Raw genomic sequence first — 22,453 nt, forward strand, 5'->3', positions numbered from 1 at the left:
AAAATGGATAAATTAATTTTAAGTAATCTTCAAGATTATATTAATGAACACATTAAAATGCAGTTTAAATGTTTTAATTTAAGTAAAAAATGTGATGAAATGGGTTACCCAGGATTTACACATTTCTTTCAAGTTCAAGCTCAAGATGAGTTCTTACATCAAAGAAGAATTATGAATTATCTTTTAGATAAAGGTGAAAATTATGAAATATCTTTAATTGAAGTGGATAAACCCCAATTAAATACTATAGAAGATATTTTAAAAGAATATATTAAATGTAGAAGTCATTTTGCTAAAATAACTGATGAATTTACAAATAATGCTAAAGAAAAAGCAGATTTTACTACTGTTAAATTTTATGAATGATTTGCAATTGATTTCTTTGAAGAAATCTCAGAAACAAATGACTTATTAGACTGAATAAAAATGTCAAATGGTAACCACTATGCAATAGATAAAAAAGTATCTACAAGAGAAAATCCAGATACACTAGCAGTAGTTGATCCATTTGCACCACATAAAGATTAAAAAATCAGCCACATTGGTTGATTTTTTAATTGTCTAAAAATGTTATAATAATAAAAGTGTAATTATAAGGGAGATAAGTCTATGTCAAATATTATTGAAAATAATGGAACAAAAGAAATAATTTTAGATTTCTCCTTTTTACAAAATGTACAATTTAAAGAAAATCCAGCCACTTTAGATCAAATAATAGAGCAACTTGATATTAAAGGAGTTAAAACTTGCCAAGAATTTCAAAATTTTTTAAAAAACTCATTAGCCAAAAAATCTTTCATTTGCTTATTGGATGATAAAACACATCAATTTTCTAAAAAAGATAAAAGCAAAACTGCTTATAATGGAATTATAAGAATGGAATTAGATTCAAAGAATCAATCATTATTACCAGAAGGAACCTATTTAGGATTTTATGTAAATATTGATACAAAAAATGCGGGACTTACAATTAGTTCAATTTTTATGACTAGATTAAAAAGTGCTGCTCAGGAATTTGAAACAATTATTAAAGAATCACATATATTGATAATAAGAAATCAGGGACAAATAAAAGATGATGAAATAATTAGAAGGAATGTATTAAACTCTTCTAATATAGGAGAAATTGGTAGACTACTTTCAACATTTGAAGAAGAAAAAGAAAAATGACTCAATTTTTTGGAATTTAGTGAGAATTTATTAAAATTGGAAAGAAAAAAATCTCTTCCTTATCTTGGAGTAAGTATCTTAAAAGTTATCAAAATAGATAAAATTCATTTTAATAATCATCTTATTCAATTAGAAGTAAAAGAATTAAAATCAAAAACTTTTAAATATCTATTTTCAAATTCAGAAAACATATTGAGAAGTAACGATATACCATTTGAATTTTCAAATATTATAACTTTAGATTTATTAGTTGATGATTTAGAAAAAGTAAACAAAATTAAAAAAACAAAGGAATTATCTTTAGTTCCAATAAAAATGAATAAAAACATTATTACAACTCATGATTTAATTAAAAATATTCATGATATTTTTGATTTTAATTTTGAAAGAACAAACGATTTTAAAAATGTAATAAATCTTGGAACAATGCTTGGCACAAGTGATGAAGAAATGAATTTTCAAACTTATTGAATAAAAAATAATAAAACTATTTTTTTAGGAGAAAATAAAGAACTTGAATATTTATTAAAAAAGAATCCAAATGAGATGCAGGAATGAAAAATTAAAAAAATGAGTTTTGAAATTGAACAAGATTTTGATCAAGCAATTTTCAACTTGCAAAATAATATTGATTCTCTTGCAACTGGATATATTGCATATACAGGAATAGGTGAAGATGTTCTAATTGAAAGATATAAACAAGTTATAAAAAAAATATCAGATGGTAATACAAAAAATCCGTACTTAGTAAATTATTTATTTAATACAAGACTTGTTGAACTCTCTGAACTCTCAGATGATATTTCAATTGAAGATAAAGATTTTGAATTTAATTTAAATTCAGAACAAAAAGAGGCAGTTAGAAAAGCTATTAATACAAAAGATATTTTTATTTTACAAGGTCCACCAGGTACTGGTAAGACACAAGTAATTTGTGAAATTATTAATCAATTATCAAAACTGAATAGAAAAATTTTATTATCAAGTCAAAATCACGAAGCTATTAAAAATGTTGTTGATAGATTACCAATAGATCCTAATTTAAATAAAATTAGATTAACAAATCAAATTAATTTAAAAACTCAAGTTTCAAATAATTATTCACCTGATAGAGTACTTTACAATTATTATAAAGCAATTGGTAAAAGAGCATTTGATGATATGAAAAATGATGAAAGTTCTATCAAAGAATTCCAAGATTATAAAAATAATTTAGAGCAGCTTATTAATGCTAATAAAAGTTTTCATCAAAACAATAGTCAAATAAGAGAAATTCAAGATAAAATTAATAATCTTAATGAAAAAATTGTTTCATTAAAACAAAACAATCTGGATAAAATAAAACATAAAAATTATTTAAAAGAAGAATTAATAAATATTGAAAACTTAATTGAAGCATTAAACACAAAGGAATTTGAAGCGATTATAAATGTATCTGATAAACTATTAGATTGCTATAAACAATCTATTGAATTTGATTTAAACAATTTTGTATATACATATTTAAACTTTGAACCAAGTGATTTTTCAAATATATATCTTTTAATTAAAGAAATTGCTAATGAAATTTATTTTAAAAATAATATATTTTTAGAAATAAAAGACTCAAAAAATAATGTAAATAAATATAAAAGAACTGCTGAATTTGAATTAGCAGAAAAAGAAGAAAGTAAAATTTTAGGTTTGGAGCAATTACTCAAAACAGATTTGAAATTGAATGAACTTAATAAAATTTTTGACTTTTTCACTTTAAGTTTAAAGAATTTGAAGTTAGAAATTGAAATTGATTTACAAAAAGAAAATGAAAATCAATATTCTGATGTAGAACTTTCAACTTTTGAAATTCATAAAAATGAATTGACTGTTACAAAAAACAATTTAAGTGAAAATGCTGGATCTAATTCAAAAGAATTAAGAGAGCTTATAAAAATTGTGAATAATAAATTTAATTTAAATTTAGGATTAACTGATATTGATTTAGAAGAACAAGTGAAAGTAGAATTAAGTAATCTTGAAAATAAATTAAAAAATAGTAAAGAAAGAAAAGAAAACTTTTCTGAAATATATACTCAATTAATTACCTATTTGAATAATAATTATAAGATTACAAGCAATTTTGAAGAAGAATTAGCATCAAAAGATTTTTCAGGACAAATGTTTAAAGATAGTCAAAGATATATCCAAACTATTTTAGATAATTTAGTTAATGTCTATTCTATGACTTTAACTTCTACAAATTTATTTAAGTTTAATAAAGATAACTTTGCATCAAAATTAGGATTAGAAGAATTGAATCTTAGAAATATGGATGTAGATGTAGTAATTATTGACGAAGCTTCAAAAGCAACAATACTTGAAATCTTGATGCCACTAATTTATGGAAAATCTCTAATTCTTGTGGGGGACTATAGACAACTTCCACCAATTTTAAAATTACAACCTGGAGATGTTGATGAAGTAAATAAATATTTTAACAAAGATTATAATTATAATTTAATGTATGAACTTTTAGATGAATCTGCATTTAAAAAATTAATTTCTGCAAAAAATAAATCCATTACTTCTATATTAAAAACTCAATACAGAAGTCACGAACAAATAATGGAAATCGTTAATAAATTTTATGATGGTTATTTAAAAGTTGAACCACAAGTAAGTGATCAAAAGAGACATGATCTTGTTATTACAAATGCTAATCATAAAGAAATAATTAACTCAAGAAGTTCAGTCTACTGAGTAGACTCAACATATAATACAAATGACGAAATTAATTATGAGCAAGGTGAAGATTTTTCAACTAGTTTATTTAATGAATTAGAAATTAGTTTAACAAAAAAACTTTTAGAAAAAATTGACAAAGAGGTTTTAAATAAAAAATCAAAACTAAGACCAAGTGTTGCAATAATAAGTTTTTATGGATTACATGTTAATAAATTAAAAAGAGAAATTAAAATCAGTAAATTCAAAAATATAGATATTACAATAAATACAGTTGATGATTTTCAAGGTAAAGAAGCAGATTACGTGCTAGTTAATATGGTGAGAAATCCAGAAAAACTTTCAACAAAATCAGGGAGAGATTTTCTAAAAAAATATGAAAGAATAAATGTTGCTTTTTCAAGAGCTAGAGAATTATTAATAATAATTGGTGCTCAAAGAGCTGTTACAGATATAACAGTAAAAATACCAACTATTGAAGATCCTAATGTTTCAAATAGTCATCAAGTATATGCTGATATAATTTCAAAATTAGATTTTGAGAATTGTTTATTGGAAGCAAAAGAAATAATGGAGGAATAAAAAATGATATTTAATAAAATAGAAATTCTATATGATAAAGTCTATTTACCTTTAAAAATTAAATATTCAGAAATCAGAAAACCAACGTTTATGGAATTTTTGATTTTATTAATAATTATTGATCATCCTTCAAAAGAAAAGAATATTAAAATAATTCTTAAAGAAGATTTTAATATTTCAAATCAAGTTTTATTTGAAAGAGCTTTAAGAGATTTAATAAACTTTAAAGTAGTAGAAGTAAATAAAACTAAAGCTGGGATTGGCTTACTAAATATGAATACGTCAATTGATAACTTTATAATTGATCAAAAAATTAAAGAGGAATTTAAAAAGGGAACCTATACAATTTCTCATGATAATAAATTTCAAGATGTTAAATATTTTAGTGACCCAGTATTAAATTCGAGTGAAATTTTAAAAGACATTAACTGAAAAAAAAGAATAAATGAATTAAAATTTAGTCATAAAATAGAAATTGAAAAAAATTTCTCTATTGAAAAGGGAACAATTATTAATTCTGCTAAAGATTTTGTTAAGAATAAGCCAGAAATTTTTGGTGATGATGCTTTTCTAAAAGATCTTATCTTAGAAGATCAAGAATCAATTAGTGATATAAATAACATTAATCGATTTTTAAAAACAGAATCAATAGCAATAGAAGGATGGCTTGAAATTTTTGAAAATGGAGCTTTCAAATTAAAAACTGAAGATAAATCGTTTGATGACTATTTAAGAAAAAGACCAAATATTTCTTTGGAAATATTAAAAAGTGTTGCTATTAAATATGATGAAAAAATTAAGAAAATATTTAGACCAGAAAGTTCAAATTTTAATGAAAATGATTTTATATCTTCACCAGATTTAATATCAAATTTAAATATTAAAACAAATTATAATTTACTACTTGTTAATGACCAGTTTATAGTAAATGATAATGAATTTATAAAAAACAAGGACTTAGCAAAAAACATTGAAATTATCATATTTTATAATTCAAAGAGAAATAATAAAATTATTAATTCAATTGATAATAAATTGATTTTCTATGTTGGTTATATTGAAAATTTAATATTACAGCAAAATACTTTTATGTACTTTGATTCAAAGAATACTTTAAATGGATTTTTAATTGCAAATAAGAATATTGAAAATATTGATATAAATATACCTGTTGTATATTCATTTAAAAATAATTCAAATCAAATCAAATTATCAAATTTATTTGAAAATAATATAAAAGAAGCAGTAGATACTTTTGAAGAATGTTTGCTTGACAGTGATTACGAAACTGCAATGAATATTTATTTTGTTTTACAAAGAATAGGATTAGAAGCAGAGGTATCTTTAACTCTTACAAATTATTTAGCAAAAACAATTGATAGCGGGACAAACTATTCAAATATGAGGGATTACTTAATAAAATTTGAAGATAGAAACTTGATATTAATTTTAGAAAAAGTTGTAAAAGATCTCATTATAAAAATTTCAAAGGATAGAACAGATGATGAACTTTTTGAAATTATTAGTAATTATAAATTTATAGACTCAAAAAATATCTTAGAAATATTCAATAAAATTGAAATAAAAGATAATATTGAAAATATTTATAGAATAAATAATTTCTTATCAAAAATGTCAATTGATGGATGAAAATTCAATATTAGAAACTCGCTAATTATATTAACAAATTATTTTAAAAATAATAATAGATCAGAAATGTTTGAGGAAACTAAATATAATTCAGATGTTTGAGCACAAAATGCAAATACCCTAAATATTATTGGAAGAATAACAAAAGAACTTTATATGTCTAACTATAAATTTGTAGAGGATAACTATAAAATAATGTTAGATTCAATTATAGATTTAATTGGTAATTCATTAGATATAAACAATTTTGAAAGTTATCTTATAAATTTATCAGATTCTTTAATTGATTTTTACAAAAATTACTATAAATATAAAAGTGAACAGTTTGCAACAATAACAGAAGATATGATTGAATATAAAATACAGCTATTAGCAGGAAATTATATAAATAAAATTGAAGATAAACTTAATGATTTAATAGATAAAAATATTTTAAATATGCCAATTGAGTTAAAATTAGAATGAATTAAAAATGTAAAAAATGATTCTAAGCAAGTGGATAAAATTTTAAAGGGTAATGAAAAAAACTATAGAAAAGCATTAAACATTATATTTGGTAAAAAGAAAGAATATAGTAGTTCTGATTTAACTAAATATATAAATATTTTTGGAGGAAAATAATTATGAGTATGACAGCTGAAGAAATTTTAATAAATTGTGAAAAACAATTTTCATTTATTAAAAAAGATATAGATGTTTTAATAAAATATATAAAAGAATTATTAGTACATTGTAATCAAATTGATAATTCAGGGTTTTATCAAAATCAAATAAATGAATTATTAGAGAAAATTAATAAAGAACAAATTGATTTGGCTCAAAATACTTATGAAAGAGAATTATCATCTGATACTCATGTAGCAATTGAAACATATCATGAAATTCAAAGATATGCAGAAAGAAAAAGAGAAAGTATTGCTGATTTTAAAGCTCAAGTATATAGTTTTAAAAGAGATGTTTTAATTAAAGAACAAGAAAATATATTAAAGTCCTTAGATAAAAATAGTTTTGATGATTTAGAAATAGTTAGAAATGACTTAATTGCAAAGTATAAAGACGACGAAGACAAAATACTAATAAGAAATATTTTTGATCAAAATCATCATTATCTAATAAACTTCAGAGGAGAAAAACTATATAATTTCATTTTTGAAAAATTGAAACATATAAAAGCATCCAATAAATCTATATCAAAAGAAATAATTGCAAAATCAATAGATTTATATAGTGAGGATAGAGATCTTGTTGAAGCTATTAGAGATGAATCTCAATTGTTTATGAATTTAGATAATAATGGAAATTTTCAAGAAAATGCAAAGCAGTATTTTATTAAGTCATCTAAATTAGCAGAACAAGAGGCTGTCAGAAAAGATAATGTAATTAAGATAGTGAAAGCCATTAGAGAAGTTGGATATGTTGTAAATGAAGAAAATATAAGAAGAATTCAAGAAAAAAATATGATTCTAATTCACGGAGAAAAACTAACAGGCGAAACAGCAGACTTTGCTGTAAAATTAGATGGAAGTTTTGTTTATAATTGAGAAGGCTTTGAAGGTCACGAACATGATGAAGATGCACAAGCTTTTCTTAATAAGCTTAAAGAATTTAACTTGCATTCAAGTGACGAATTCAATAAACAATATAGAGAACCAAAATATATTGCAAAAAATAAGCAAATATTTAAAAATAAAAATAATTCAAATTCAAATTCAAATAGATAGGTGAGAAATATGAGTGTAAAAAGAGAATTAAATCAGTTAAAAAATTTAATTGGAATTAAAAAGGCAGTTATAATTGAAGGAAATATAGACGATATTTATGAATTCGAGGGAAAATATATAAATATCCATGAAATTGTAATGAATATATTTGAGCAAAAAAAATATTCAGATAAATTTATTTTTGATCAAAATTCAGGGCTAAAAGGTAAAAAGATATCTAATTTAATTTTGACCTCAAATGATTCTCATCATGGAGAATCAGTTGCAAATGAATTTGATGATTTATTTGGTGGTGGAGATAATGATAAACCAAATAAAGATGAATTAAAACTAAAAAAACCAATTGAATTTTTTTCAATACTTAATAAAAACATTAATAGAGAAGATGAAAGAAAAATTGGTTTTGTTGCCGATTATACAAATTTTGTTTTCAGTGATCAAGGTTTAGATGTTGATGATAGAGCTGTTCTTACAGAATTCTCAAAAACTTTAAAGGAATCAAATTTTTCTATAGCAAGAATTGATGAATTAACAAATTGTATTATATTTTTAACTAAAAAAATTAATCAATTACCGCCAAGTTTATATTTAGATAATCCTGAAATTATTATTTCAACTTTGCCTAAACCAAGTAGAGAAGAAAGAAAGCAATTTTTATCTACAATTAAATCAAGAATACAAGTAACAGATATTTCAACAGAATTTGATAACATTATTGATGCCACTGAGGGGTGAACTTTAAAAGAATTATCTCATTTTGCAAAATTTAGCTGTAATTTTGAAACTCCTATCACTTTCAATAAGATGTTTAACATATATAATTATGGTGAAAAAACTTCTCCATGAGAAGAATTAAGCTACGATAAAATGTTAACAATTAAGAATGAACTATCTTCAAAAGTAATCGGACAAGATGAAGCAGTTGAAAAAGTATCAAAAGTAATTTATAAAGCATATACAGGTTTAACTGGAATTACTTATTCAGCAAAAAGAAGTAAACCAAAAGGTACCTTATTTTTTGTTGGACCAACTGGAACTGGTAAAACAGAACTTGCAAAAGCAATTACTACTTTCTTGTTTAACGATGAAGCAAATCTTATTCGATTTGATATGTCTGAATATGGACAAGATAATGCTGATCAAAAATTAATTGGAGCACCTCCAGGATATGTTGGATTTGAAGGTGGAGGTCAATTAACAAATTCAGTAAAGGAAAAACCTTTTTCTGTAATTCTTTTTGATGAAATTGAAAAAGCAAGTCCAAAAATATTTGATAAGTTTTTACAAATATTAGAGGATGGAAGACTGACAGATAATACTGGACAAACAGTAAGTTTTAGTGAATCATTTATTATTTTTACATCAAATATTGGTGCAGCTGAAGTTAATCCAAATCAAAGTACGCAAGAAGTTCATAATGAATTTATTAAAAAGGTTCAAGAGCATTTTACAAATGAATTAAACAGACCAGAACTTTTGGGAAGATTTGGAAATAATATAGTTCCTTTTAATTTTATTAAAGATTTAAGTTTAAAATCAAAAATAATTCGTCAAAAAGTTAAACCAATTCAAATAGCAATTTATGAAAAATATAAAGCAGAATTACACATTGATTTAAATGATCAAAATATTATTGGAATAATGCTTAAAAATGCTGATGAAAGAAGAGGAGGAAGAGATGTATTGAACTCTCTTGAAACTAATTTAGTAGATCCTTTATCTGAATTCATTTTTGAAAACTTAAAAAATATAAAACCTGGAACAAAGATTTTAACTTCAACTAGTGAAGGAAAAATAGTATTTAACATAAATGGCTAATTTAAATCTTAGCAAGTTTTTGATGAACAGTGAAATAGAAGGTCCGGGAATTAGATTTATTATTTGATTTCAAGGATGTAACATTGGATGCAAGGGTTGTTCTAATCAAGAACAACTTTCATTAGAGAAAAAAATGTTTATGCCCAATGAATTTATATATGAGAAGATTTTAGAAGCAAAAGAAATATTTAATATTGAAGGTGTAACATTAATTGGAGGAGAACCATTTCTTCAACCTGATGGATTAAAAGAACTTGTTATTTGATGTCAAAATAACGATTTAACAGTAATATGTTTTACAGGATACATTTATGAACAAATGATTGAAGAACATAAGGAAATCTTAGAAAATATAGATATTTTAATTGATGGACCTTTTATTATGAAACTTTTAGATAAAAATAGAAGACTGATAGGAAGTAAAAATCAAAGAGTTATAAAAATCACAGATAAATATAAAGATTGTGATTATTTTGAACAACCACACTCAGAAGTTGAAATACAACTTTATAATGATAGATTATCGATGAATGGTGATGGTGTTATATTTGATAATGAAAATGGAGAATTTAATTTTAAAATAAAGTAGAGGAATAAAATATGAACTATTTATTTACAAGTATGGTAAATTTCTTTTCCCAAATCTCTTTTACAAAATAAAAGAGAGGGGAATTAGAAGATGAAAACTAAAGATAATCAGAAAAATGCAATTTTTGATCTTACTACAACTGCAATGATAGTTGCTTTTGGTATAAGTCTAAGATTAATTTTTTCTTCAATACCAGGAGTAGATTTAACTTTAATTGTAATTTTAATAACAGGTTTATATTTTAAGGCGAGCATTTCATTTATTTCGACTTTGGGGATTTCTGTATTAAGTTTGCTTGTGCCCACGGAATTGATATTTATACTAAGCTCAGTAATTATTTATATATTATTAAATATACTTATTATTTTTTTAAAAAGTTTATTTCTTAAAAATAAATCTATTCTTTATATCCTTATGCCTGTAGTTGCATTAATGATATCAACTTTATATTTAATAATTTCAATTTTAGTGTATGGCAAGACAGAAGGATATTCTTTATATTTATTAAAATTACATCAAGCATATATTATTTTTTTTGTGTACTGTGTAATAACTTATTTGTTTTTAAAACAAATTGAAAATATTCTTATTAAAATGGAAGATCGATATCCTACGATATTTAATAATAAATTTAAAAGTTATATAGAAAGTAAGGAAGAATATATGATAAAAGTAAGTGATAAAAAATCAAATTATAATATTCAATTAGCATCAATGATTATATCGATGATGTTATTAACTATTTATTTCGCATTTGTACCTTATAAAATGATTACTTTCTTTAATGATATAAATTATTTAGCTGCAATTATTATTGTTCCAATATTAATGTTATTTATTACTCCTACATGAATGAAATTGGCAAAAAAAATTGGAAATTTTAAGGTACTAAAATTAAATTCAATTGGATTATTATTTGCTATTATTTTTACATTTAGTTCATTTGCAACTACAAAATATAGTTTAAGTTTGGGATTAATTTTTTCAGGACTAATTTTATTTGGAATCTTTATAGCAGGATTTTTACCAATAAATATTGAATTGATTAAAAGTTATGAGAAAAGAAATAACTTAAAAAATAAAACTTCAAAATATAATTCTATTTTTGCCTTTTTATTATTACCAATACCATTTACTCTTGATTACTTTACTAAAAGTACATATGTATTATTATTTCTAATGGCTGTTGTTATTATAATAATTTGCTTGCTTTTCTTTAATAAAAACATAATGTCTGAAAGAAATGTTTTAAATATTAATAGAGATTCTTTTAAAACACTTAAAAAAAATAAGAAGTTTTTTGCAGAAGTGTTTGTACAAAACTATTTTATAGGTTTCTTTAAGTTCTTAGATTGGTCGCTGGTTCTATTCTATTTTATTGTATTTAATAAAAATCAAATTAATATTAGTTCCCAAGTAGAAAATGGATATGTTGTTTTATTTTTAGTTATAGGATTCTTATTAAAATATATAGCACAAGCTATATTTTCAAATTTGAAATTTAAAAATAATAATTTAAACAGAATTGCTATGACTACAACAATAATATCTGTTTTACTATTTGTAGTTTTTCTTTCACTATGTTATACATTGAATTTTGAAAATAAAACTAATATATATTATTTATTACTTACAATATTAATGTTCATTTTTGGATCATCGTATTCATTGATTGAAAAAACCAAGGCAAAGAGATTTAGATTAATTGTATCAGAGGAAGAATTTTCTCTGGCAATGATAATTGACCACGTAATGGGTAATGCTTTCTTTTCTTTAATCATTGCAATTATATTTTTTGCAACAATATTATTAGCAAAAGTAACTTTATTAAGTTTAATAATTTTGATGTCTATATTTGTATTCATAGCTTTAATCTTATTAATAATAAATATTTCATTAAAAAATAAATATAAAAAAGAGAACTAAAGGTTCTCTTTTTTATTATATAAATTAAAGGTATTTTGTAATAAACAAGAAATTGTCATTGGACCAACTCCTCCAGGAACTGGAGTTATAAATTTTACTTTATCCTTTACATTATCAAAATCAACATCTCCACAGTATTTACCATCTAAAAAATTTGCTCCAACATCAATTAAAGTCATATCCCTATTTACAAAATCTTCTGTAATTAATTTCGCAGATCCAGCTGCACTGATTAAAATGTCTGCTGTCTTGCAAATTTCACTTAGTTTTTTTGTCTTTGTATTACAAACTGTAACAGTTGCAGATTTATTTATTAACATATTTGCAAGTGGCTTTCCAACAATATTGCTTCTACCAATAATTACAATATTTGCTCCAATAAGATTAATTTTTTTTCATTCTAAAAGCTTAATAATTCCAAATGGTGTTGCAGGAAAGATGTTGCTGTTATTAAGCATTACATTTCCCAAAGTTATTGGACTAAAACCATCGGCATCTTTTGAAGGATCAATAGTATCTGTTATTATTTTCTCATTTAATTGATTAGGTAGAGGTAATTGAACTATTATTCCATCGACATTTTTGTTTTCATTTAATTTTCTAATTTCTTCTATTAATTTTTCTTCTATTATATTTTCTTCGAATTTAAGTAATTCACCAATTATTCCAACTTTATTACAGGCATTTAATTTATTTTTTATATATTTATTACTTGCAAGATTATCACCAACTTGAATTATCATCAATTTGGGTTTTCTTTTTGTCTTTATTTGCTCTATACTAATTTTAAGATTAGTATTTAATTCTTGAGCATATAATTTACCATCAATTATATTGTTCATGTTTTAAATCCTTTCTAAACAAGATATTCTAAAGGTGATTATAATGGAAAAAATATTAAAAGTATTAGATAAACTTAAAATTGATGAAAATGATTTTGAATTTTATGGAAAAAATATAGCAAAAATCAATTATGAAAAATATATGAATAATAAAAAAGGTAAATTAATATTAATGACTTCAATTAATCCAACTCCAGCTGGAGAAGGAAAAACAACAACTGCAATTGGACTTGCAGATGGATTAAATTACATTGGTAAAAATACAATTTTGGCTTTGAGAGAACCAAGTTTGGGTCCTGTCTTTGGAAGAAAGGGAACTGCAACGGGTGGAGGAGAAAGTGAGGTTGTTCCAATGGCGGATATTAATCTTCATTTTACAGGAGACTTTCATGCTATTACAACAGCAAATAATTTGATTTCCGCCCAAATTGATTCAGAAATTTATTGAAATACAGATTTAAACATTGATCCAAATCGAATTGTATGAAAAAGATGTTTAGATTTAAATGATAGAGCTTTAAGACAAACTGAAATAAAAATTAATTCTAAAATTTCTAGACTAGAAGAATTTACTATTACTGCTGCAAGTAATATGATGACAATTTTAAGTCTTTCAAAAAGTATTGAAGATTTAAGAATTAGATTAGACAATTCTCTGATTGCATACGATAAAAAAAATAAGGAAATATATTTAAAGGAATTAAATATTACAGGTTCATTAATGGCAATACTTAAAAATGCAGTTAATCCTAATTTGGTTCTAACTAAATATGATACTCCAACTTTAATTCATTGTGGTCCTTTTGCAAATATTGCAACAGGTACTAATTCAATAATTTCTACTAATTTAGGATTAAGTTTAGCAGACTATTGTATTGTAGAGTCAGGTTTTGGAAGTGACTTAGGATTTGAGAAATACATGAATGTTATAAATGAAGATAATGATTTAATTCCAGATTGTACTGTTATGGTTGTAACACTAAGAGCTTTAAACTTACACAAAGATTTTGATAATAACTTTGATCATTTAAATAAACATTTAAAACATATTAGACAATATAACTTAAATTTAATTGTAGCTATAAACTTTATTGAGGGAGACAATGAAGAACAATTGGATATATTAAAAGAATGATTAAATAATAACAATTATTCTTGGGAAATGAATGAAGCATTTACAAAAGGAGCAAAAGGAGCTGAAAATTTAGCTAAGAAAGTTGCTGAAATTTGTGATTTCACTCAAAATATTAATAGATTAATAAATAAAAATGATCAGATTGAAGACAAAATTGAAAAAGTTGTTAAAAACTTTTATTATTTAGATAATTTTATATTAAGTAACGAAGCAAAAGAAAAAATAGAAGAAATTAAAAATACAGAGTATAAAAATTTACCAATTTGTATGGTTAAATCTTCAAATTCAATTGATGGAAATGATAATAATGAAACAAATTATGAATTAGTTATTAAAAATGTTTCTGTAAATAGTGGAGCAAAATTTATATTGGCCTTCACAAATAATGTCATGAGTATGCCAGGATTAAATAAGACTCCAAATTCAAAAGATATTGATTTAGAAAATGGATTAGTAACAGGCTTAAAATAAAAAATGGACTTTAGTCCATTTTTTTTACCTATGGTTATAGGTATTTTTAATATAACACTTATAATATTCTTCCTAAATATAAAATAATATTAAGAATAATTTTCTAATAATTTATAAATTTTTTAGAGATTATTCTAAATTAAGAAGGGGAAAAAAGAATGGGTATTATAAAAAAATCAAATCAGTCAAAATATTATCAAGACTGTAGGGTTTTAAGAGAATCTGTTGGTGGAATAAAAAATATAGATTCTATAAATAGATGTTCTACAAGAATTAGAATTAAATTAAATGATATATCAAAATTTAATCCTAATAAGTTAGAAGAATCAACAATTTTTAAAAAATACATTATAAAAGATAATATTGTTCAATTTTTAGTCTCAGGAGAAATTGAACAAATAACAATAGATTTCATTAAATCACTAAAAATATCATATGATTCAATACCAAATGACTTTGATATCAATGTTACGAAAAAGGATGGTACATTTAAAAAATTGACAGATGGTATAGCAATAATAATGAAACCAATAATACCATTACTAATAACTTTAGCCATTGTATCTACATTTTCAAATATGTTCAATGGAATTGATTTTGGTTCAGGTACTTTAGCAGATACAAGCACATTTACAAAAATAGTTGGAAATATGCTTCAAATGCTTCAAGAAGCATTAAATCTGGCTTTTTCAATTTTGATTCCATGATCAATATTTAAATTATTAAAGGGAAGTCAAGCAATCGGAATATCTTTAGGAGTTGTATTGTGTTTTTCACAACTGGAAAACATTACAGTTATAATGAAAGATAGCAGTGCAATATTTCAATGACCTTTTTCATTCTTGGGAGAGGGTAAAACAGGCTATCCATGAAAAATATCATTTGAAGGACAAATTCTACCTTTAGTTGGTATTAGTTTCTTTGCAGTTTATTTAGAAAGAATATTTACAAAGAAAAATATTCCTGTTTTTAAAGAAATGATTGCAATACCAATGATCACAATTATTTCTTTCTTTGTTGCAATATTAATTATTGCTCCAATTGGAGTTATTGTGACATATGGAATAAATCAAGGTATGTTATGAGCAACAACACATTACATTGCCAAATTTATTTTTAATCCATTATTTGCAATCACATTGCCTTGAATGGTAGTAACAGGGTTTATTCAAATATTTGTTGTTGTAAATATGCAACAAGCAACAACATTTGGGGGTACAACAATTATGCCTATGTTTACACAATTAAACATAGCAGTTGCTACAAGTGTACTTGCAACTTCAATTATAAATTGAAATAACAAAGAACTTAGATCAGTGTCAATTCCTGCTTATTCATTAGCATATATTAGCGGATCAACTGAACCTGCATTGTTCGGAGTTGGTCTAAGATTCTTATATCCAACAATTGCTGCAAGTATTGGAGCTGTATTTGGTGTAATAATTACAACTTTTTCTGGAATTGCTTGTACATTGGGAAATGCTTCATTGTTAGTTTTTCTTTCAATTACTATGAAAGCGGATGTTTTAGAAAAACTAAATATAAATCCAATAAGTGGGGGGCCATATTTATGAATGGCAATAGCAATTGTGGGTACTTTTATAGTGACATTTTTATCAACAATGATATTATCTAGAATAAAATACTTTAAAAATATTAATGATACAGTTTTAGAAAGAGATTTTGGAGGACAAATTAATGAAGTTAAATAAAGAAATAATATGAAATAGAATTGATCAACATAAAAAAGAAGATATACAGAAAGCAAATGATTTAGTTTCAAGTGATAAATATTATAGACCAACTTATCATATTGCTCCACCCAATGGTCTTTTAAATGACCCAAATGGGCTGCTATTTAAAGATGGACAACATTATATTCACTATCAATGAAGTCCCTTACAACCATATCATGGTTATAAACATTGAATGTTAGTTAAAACAAAAGACTTTGTAAACTATAAAGACTTAGGTGTTTCTATTATTCCTAATATAGAGGATGAAATTCATGGAGCCTTTTCAGGCTCTGCATTTGAAGAAAAAAATGGAGATGTAACAATTTACTATACAGGAAATATCGAAGATGGTAATGGAACAATGTTAAAAGAAGTTCAAATTGCTGCAGACTTTAAAGATGAAAAAGTTATTAATAAAAGAACTGTTGTTAAACATGACGAAACACTATTTACAGCACATGCAAGAGACCCTAAAATATTTGAGTACAAAGGGGAACAATATATGATTTTTGGTGCTCAATGTAAAACTGATTTGAAAGGTGGACTTGTATTTTATAAAAAAACAAATAAAGATGAATTTATATTCGACAGAATAATAAAACCTTCTTTAAATGAAAATTATGGTCATATGTGAGAATGCCCAAACTTAGACTTTATTGATAATAAATATTTATTCTTTATGTCAGCTGAAGGTTGATTTAATGAAAATGATAGATATGAATTAAATGGTTCTAGAAATGTTGTTTATACAATACTTGAAGATCTAGATTTTGATAATTCAAAATTAAATGAAAAAGAAGTACTTAAAATGTTAGATTATGGTCATGATTATTATGCACCTCAAACTTATTGAGCAAATAATAAACTTGTTTCAATTGCATGATTAGGAGCTGTTGATGTTCAATATCCAACTGATGTATATTCATGACATTCAATGTTAACCATTCCAAGAGAAATGAATATAGTAAATAATAAATTAATTCAAAAACCATATAGTGAATTTAAGAAAAATGTTCTTGAAAATACTAAAAATGTATCTTTAAATGAATTTAAAATCAATAAGGCTATTCATTTTGAATTTGAATTAGAAGGAAACTTAGTAATGGAAATATTGAATGATCAAAATGAAAAAATAGAAATTAAATTTGATAATAATGAAATTGTTTTAGATAGAAGTAAACAAACAGAATCACCAACATGGGATTATGAGACTACAAGACAAGCAAAAAGAATTTATGAAAAACAAATAGTTGAAATTTATATAGATTCTTCATCAATTGAAATTTTCTGTAATAACTATGAAACAACATTTACATCAAGATTTTTCATAAAAGATTTTAATAAAATAACTTTTAGTAGAGAAATAGAATTAAAAGTTTCTGAAGTTAAATCAATGATATTAAATAAATAAGAGAAATAAAAAAATGGATTAAAATCCATTTTTTTATTTATTATTTTTTAAAGTAATTTAAACCCAATACTTGTAAACTTGCTAATGTAATAAAGTTATATGGCTTATTGAAATGAGGCAAGAAGAATATATCAACTAATGGTAATTCATCAATTGTTAATCCTTTTTGAATTCCTAAAGCAAACATGTACATTACTTCAGTATGATTATTTATTGATGCAACTTGTGCTCCAATAATTCTTCTTGATTCTTTTTCTCAAATAACTTTTAATCATACATCTTTGTAAGTTGACATGAATTCTGGTCTATCTGAGTCTTTAAACATTACTTCTTCTGCATCAATTCCAAAACGTTTACATGCTTCCATTGAAATACCAACTGATGCCATTTTTCATCCAAATACTTCAATACCATTTGCTCCAGTAAATCCAGGACTTTGTAATTCGTTTCCTTTTACAATATTTGCAGCAGCTAAGATACCTGTTCTAACAGCTGTAGTTGCTAGAGCAATTTGTGTATCTTTTTTCATTGAACAGTTATAAACTTGTGCACAATCACCAACAGCATAAATATCTTGGTTTGAAGTTTGCATAAATTCATTTGTTTTAATTGCTCCTCTTTCATCAAGATCAATTACACCTTTTAGTAAAGATGTTTGAGGAACAACACCAACAGAGAATACAACATAGTCAACTTCAATTTCACCTTTATCAGTAATTACTTTTGTAACTTTTCCATTAACACCTTCGAATTTAACTACTTTTTGTCCAAGTGCTAAATTAACACCTTTTTCTTTCATAGTTTCTTCAACTAATCCTGTAAATTCACTATCATAATATACAGGCATAATTCTGTCTGCTATATCAATTAATGATACTTGTTTATTATTTTCAACAAAAGCATCAACTAATTCTACACCAATATATCCTGCTCCAACAATAGCAACTTTTTTAATTTCTGGATTATCATTTGCAGCTTTGATAACTTTAGCATGGTGGAAGTTTTTGCAAATTTGAACACCTTCTAAGTCAATTCCTTCAATTGGAGGGAAAATTGGTCAAGTTCCTGAAGCTATAACTAATTTATCAAAGTTATCATCAAATTCTTCACCAGTTTTTAAGTTTTTAACTCTAACAGTTTTTTTCTCTGCATCTATACCAACTCATTGATGCTCCATTTTTACATTAATATTTTCACCAGCAAGAATTTCAGGTGAAGCATAAAATAAACCATTTGGATCTTTAACTTCTCCTCTAACTCATAATGCTATTCCACAACCTAAAAATGATATATTGTCATTTTGGTCGTAAGTTGTAATTTCCATATTTGGATCTAATCTTCTTAGGGTTCTAACAGCTGTTGTACCAGCATGATTAGTTCCTATAACTATTGTCTTCATTTTATTTGCTCCTTTATCTTTTTACATTATAATAATATATGAATTGAGAGATAAATATTAAAGAATTGGAAAATTTTCTTTAATACTTATTAAATAATAAAAAAATTTTAAGAGGTGAATAGATTATGTTTTTAAGAATAAATGGAGATATTAATTATTATCTTAAAAGATCAAATTTCATTGAATACTTTGATGAGCATAATCTATCTCGAAAAACTAAATGATATATAAAAAGTATTGAAAGAAAAGTAAATGATAAAAGTGCATTTACTTATTTTAAATATTGAATATTATGAAGATGAATTAATTTGAATTTTAAATTATCAGAAAGTTTTATAATCAAATTAAATAAGAATGTAAAAAAATTAGGTTTATCTTTAACTTCTAAAGAAGAGAGATTCATAAGAGATATTCAAGAATTAGTTTTTAATTCTTGAAGGCCTTTAAAAGAGTTGCCAGTTAGATTTAAATTAGAAAAAAAAGAAAAGGTTAATTTAATACAAACAGGTTTAAATATACACAATTATAATCCAGAAAAAACTGATAATAAATTAAGTTTGATTGGTAAATACGATTGTTATTTTTCGAATAACAATATTTATATAACTGATAACAAGCAAAAGGTTTTTAAAATAATTAAAAATAGCTCAATAACTAATGTTTATATTGAGACATTCGGTATTGTTGTTGAAACAAATAAACATAAATATTTATTTAGGGGTAAAAATAGATTGTTAACATATGTATTACTTCAAAGAATGATACCTAGATTAAATTTAAAAATTGAAGCAATAAATGATTTATATAACTATTTTGATTTTTGAAATAAATTAATATCAAAAATTAGTTAGAATATATTTATAACAGGAGATAAGTAATATGAAAATTATAAAAATTTTAGACAACAATGAAGCTGGAAAAATAGTAAGTGATTTAATTTTAGATGAAGTTAAAAGTAATAAGAATGTTATATTAGGTCTTGCAACAGGTAGTTCACCAATAACAACATATGAAAATATTATAAATAAAACAAAAGATCAAAATATTGATTGAAGTAATGTAATTACATTTAATTTGGATGAATATAAGGGTCTTGAATCAGATCATAACCAATCATATAGATATTTTATGAATAATCAGTTATTTAATCATATCAATATTAAAAAAGAAAATACTTTTGTACCAAGTGGTTTAATTGATTCAGATAATGAAGCTCAAAAGTATGATGAATTAATAGCTCAAAAAGGTGGAATAGATTTACAACTCCTTGGATTGGGTATTAATGGACATGTTGGTTTTAATGAACCAGGAAGTGATTTTGAGGGTTTAACTTCAATAGTTAATTTAACAAAGTCAACAATAGAAGCTAATTCAAGATTCTTTGAAAATGAAAGTGATGTTCCAACACAAGCAATTTCAATGGGATTGAAATCAATTATGAATGCTAAGAAAATTATTTTAATTGCAACTGGTGAAGCAAAAGCAGAAGCTGTTAAAAATTTAATTGAGGGACCAATTTCAAAAGATTGACCTTGTTCAATATTATTGAATCATAATGATGTTACAGTTGTTATTGATGAACAAGCTGCAAAATTATTAAAATAAAAATAAAATCCTTTTAAGGATTTTTTATTTTAAATAATTTGCAACATTATAATATGGTGTAAAATCATATAGTAAAACACTAGAGGAGTATATAAATATGAGAAAACAAATTATTGTGGGAAACTGAAAAATGTTTAAAACAAATTCACAGGCAATTGAATTTATTAAATCAGTAGATTCAAAAGTTAAAGCAGATGAAAATATAATAGCAGGTATTGCTGTACCTTCAATTATGTTAAGCGATGTTCAAAAAGTTGCAAAAAATATAGTTATTTCAGCACAAAACTGTTATTTTGAACAAGAAGGAGCATTTACTGGTGAAATATCAGTTCCAATGTTACAAGATTTAGGAATTAAATATGCAGTTATTGGTCATTCAGAAAGAAGAGATATCTTTGGAGAAACTGATGAAATGATTAACAACAAAGCTAAAGCATTATTAGCAGCAAGTATTACACCAATTTTATGTTGTGGAGAAAGCTTAAAAACTTATGAAGATGGAACAACTATTGATTGAGTTAAATCACAAATAACAAAAGGATTTGAAGGAATCTCAGCAGATGATGCAAAAAAAGTTGTAATAGCTTATGAACCAATTTGAGCTATTGGAACAGGGAAAGTTGCAACCCCAGAAATTGCACAAAATGTATGTAAAGAGATTAGAGATATTATCAAAAATATTTATAATCAAAATGTTGCAGACGAAATATTAATTCAATATGGTGGAAGTGTTAAACCTGAAAATATCAAAGACATCTTAGATCAAACTGACATAGATGGTGCACTAGTTGGTGGAGCTTCATTAATTGAAGATTCATACTTAGGATTAGTAAACTATAAAGGTTAATTAGAATTAGATGAGTTATAAAATATTAGCTCTAGATATGGATGGTACCACTTTTAAATCATTAGATGATATAGTAATGGAAAATGTAGAACCTATCAATCAAGCAATCAAAAACGGTGTTAAAGTAGTTTTTGTAACAGGAAGACCTATACATACAAAAATGAATAGATTAGATCTATTTAATTTTGACAATGATGGAGCTCTTTTTGCTGCATTTAACGGAGCATTGATTTATGATTTGAAAAATAATGAAGCAATTGATGCAAATCCAATAGATAAGGAAACTGCTTTAAAAGCATTTGAGCTTTTAAAATTAGATGAAGATTTTAAAGAAATAGAACTTTGAGCATATACTGTTGATGACAAACTAAGTTATATCAATATGCCTATAAGTCAGGGTAAAATTTTAAAACATGAAGTCAATTTCTTTGATTATGAACCAGTAGTTTTTGATTCTACTAATATGGAAATGTTAGATTGTCATAAAATATTAACTATGAATACAAATATGAAATATGTAAATAAACTAAGAGAAATAGGTTTAGAAGTTAGTTGAACTGAGGGATCTCTTGCAGGAGAAATTACTAAAAAAGGTATCAATAAAAAATATGCTCTAGAATTTTTATCAAAAAAATTCTCAATAGATAAGGAAGAAATTTTAGCCATGGGTGATGGAGCAAATGATGTTCCTATGTTTGAATTTGCAGGGCTTTCAATAGCGCCAGCAAATGCCCATGATGAAATTAAAGAAAAAGCAAAAGAAGTTTCTGAATACACAAATTTAGAAGGTGCAGTTGCTAAAGCAATTAATAAATATATATTAGGAGAATAAC

General features: G+C 24.4%; 16 protein-coding genes. 14 read left to right on the forward strand and 2 right to left on the reverse strand.

Annotation, left to right across the window (positions count from 1 at the left end):
- Positions 1–3 precede the first annotated feature (3 nt).
- The 7 genes from SDIMI_RS00765 to SDIMI_RS00795 all read left to right on the forward strand — a co-directional run bounded on the left by SDIMI_RS00765 (position 4) and on the right by SDIMI_RS00795 (position 12,174).
- Complete coding sequence (locus SDIMI_RS00765; RefSeq protein ID WP_020836077.1) at positions 4–528, forward strand: ferritin-like domain-containing protein; 525 nt, start codon at positions 4–6, stop codon at positions 526–528.
- Between the two features lie 81 nt (positions 529–609).
- A complete protein-coding gene (locus tag SDIMI_RS00770; protein ID WP_020836078.1) occupies positions 610–4,470 on the forward strand; it encodes an AAA domain-containing protein in 3,861 nt (1,286 codons plus the stop codon).
- A gap of 3 nt (positions 4,471–4,473) precedes the next feature.
- The gene (locus SDIMI_RS00775; RefSeq protein ID WP_020836079.1) at positions 4,474–6,741 is read left to right on the forward strand and encodes a hypothetical protein; all 2,268 of its coding nucleotides are present in this window, start codon (positions 4,474–4,476) and stop codon (positions 6,739–6,741) included.
- A gap of 2 nt (positions 6,742–6,743) precedes the next feature.
- Entirely contained in the window at positions 6,744–7,841 is a 1,098-nt protein-coding gene (locus SDIMI_RS00780) for a hypothetical protein (RefSeq protein WP_020836080.1), read from the forward strand.
- A 9-nt stretch (positions 7,842–7,850) separates the two neighbouring features.
- Positions 7,851–9,659: an AAA family ATPase gene (locus tag SDIMI_RS00785; protein ID WP_020836081.1), complete on the forward strand. Its 1,809-nt coding sequence runs from the start codon at positions 7,851–7,853 to the stop codon at positions 9,657–9,659.
- Positions 9,652–10,248, forward strand: coding sequence for a 4Fe-4S single cluster domain-containing protein (locus SDIMI_RS00790; RefSeq protein WP_041618260.1), 597 nt, complete (start codon positions 9,652–9,654; stop codon positions 10,246–10,248). Before SDIMI_RS00785 ends, SDIMI_RS00790 begins: the two co-directional genes overlap by 8 nt.
- 90 nt (positions 10,249–10,338) lie before the next feature.
- Entirely contained in the window at positions 10,339–12,174 is a 1,836-nt protein-coding gene (locus SDIMI_RS00795; protein ID WP_020836083.1) for a hypothetical protein, read from the forward strand.
- Here the strand turns inward: SDIMI_RS00795 and SDIMI_RS00800 are convergent.
- A complete protein-coding gene (locus tag SDIMI_RS00800) occupies positions 12,171–13,016 on the reverse strand; it encodes a bifunctional 5,10-methylenetetrahydrofolate dehydrogenase/5,10-methenyltetrahydrofolate cyclohydrolase (protein WP_020836084.1) in 846 nt (281 codons plus the stop codon). The two genes, SDIMI_RS00795 and SDIMI_RS00800, sit on opposite strands and share 4 nt — an antisense overlap.
- A gap of 34 nt (positions 13,017–13,050) precedes the next feature.
- Here SDIMI_RS00800 and SDIMI_RS00805 point away from each other — a divergent pair, with 34 nt between their 5' ends.
- From SDIMI_RS00805 to SDIMI_RS00815, 3 genes are all read left to right on the forward strand, one after another.
- Positions 13,051–14,622, forward strand: coding sequence for a formate--tetrahydrofolate ligase (locus SDIMI_RS00805; protein WP_256377150.1), 1,572 nt, complete (start codon positions 13,051–13,053; stop codon positions 14,620–14,622).
- 158 nt (positions 14,623–14,780) lie between these two features.
- Positions 14,781–16,334, forward strand: a complete 1,554-nt coding sequence (locus SDIMI_RS00810; RefSeq protein WP_020836086.1) for a PTS transporter subunit EIIB — start codon at positions 14,781–14,783, stop codon at positions 16,332–16,334.
- A complete protein-coding gene (locus SDIMI_RS00815; RefSeq protein WP_020836087.1) occupies positions 16,321–17,769 on the forward strand; it encodes a glycoside hydrolase family 32 protein in 1,449 nt (482 codons plus the stop codon). Before SDIMI_RS00810 ends, SDIMI_RS00815 begins: the two co-directional genes overlap by 14 nt.
- Positions 17,770–17,809: 40 nt before the next feature.
- On the opposite strand, the gene SDIMI_RS00820 is transcribed toward SDIMI_RS00815, so the two are convergent.
- A complete protein-coding gene (locus SDIMI_RS00820) occupies positions 17,810–19,168 on the reverse strand; it encodes an FAD-dependent oxidoreductase (RefSeq protein WP_020836088.1) in 1,359 nt (452 codons plus the stop codon).
- 125 nt (positions 19,169–19,293) lie between these two features.
- On the opposite strand from SDIMI_RS00820, the gene SDIMI_RS04430 reads away from it, so the two are divergent.
- The 4 genes from SDIMI_RS04430 to SDIMI_RS00840 all read left to right on the forward strand — a co-directional run bounded on the left by SDIMI_RS04430 (position 19,294) and on the right by SDIMI_RS00840 (position 22,452).
- Complete coding sequence (locus SDIMI_RS04430; protein WP_020836089.1) at positions 19,294–20,019, forward strand: hypothetical protein; 726 nt, start codon at positions 19,294–19,296, stop codon at positions 20,017–20,019.
- Positions 20,020–20,047: 28 nt separating this feature from the next.
- Positions 20,048–20,773: a glucosamine-6-phosphate deaminase gene (nagB, locus tag SDIMI_RS00830; RefSeq protein WP_020836090.1), complete on the forward strand. Its 726-nt coding sequence runs from the start codon at positions 20,048–20,050 to the stop codon at positions 20,771–20,773.
- Between the two features lie 97 nt (positions 20,774–20,870).
- Positions 20,871–21,620, forward strand: coding sequence for a triose-phosphate isomerase (tpiA, locus tag SDIMI_RS00835; protein ID WP_020836091.1), 750 nt, complete (start codon positions 20,871–20,873; stop codon positions 21,618–21,620).
- Between the two features lie 10 nt (positions 21,621–21,630).
- Entirely contained in the window at positions 21,631–22,452 is an 822-nt protein-coding gene (locus SDIMI_RS00840) for a Cof-type HAD-IIB family hydrolase (RefSeq protein ID WP_020836092.1), read from the forward strand.
- The last annotated feature ends 1 nt before the right edge of the window (position 22,453 follow it).

It is taken from the genome of Spiroplasma diminutum CUAS-1, from assembly GCF_000439455.1.
Lineage (GTDB): Bacteria > Bacillota_I > Bacilli_A > Mycoplasmatales > Mycoplasmataceae > Spiroplasma_A > Spiroplasma_A diminutum.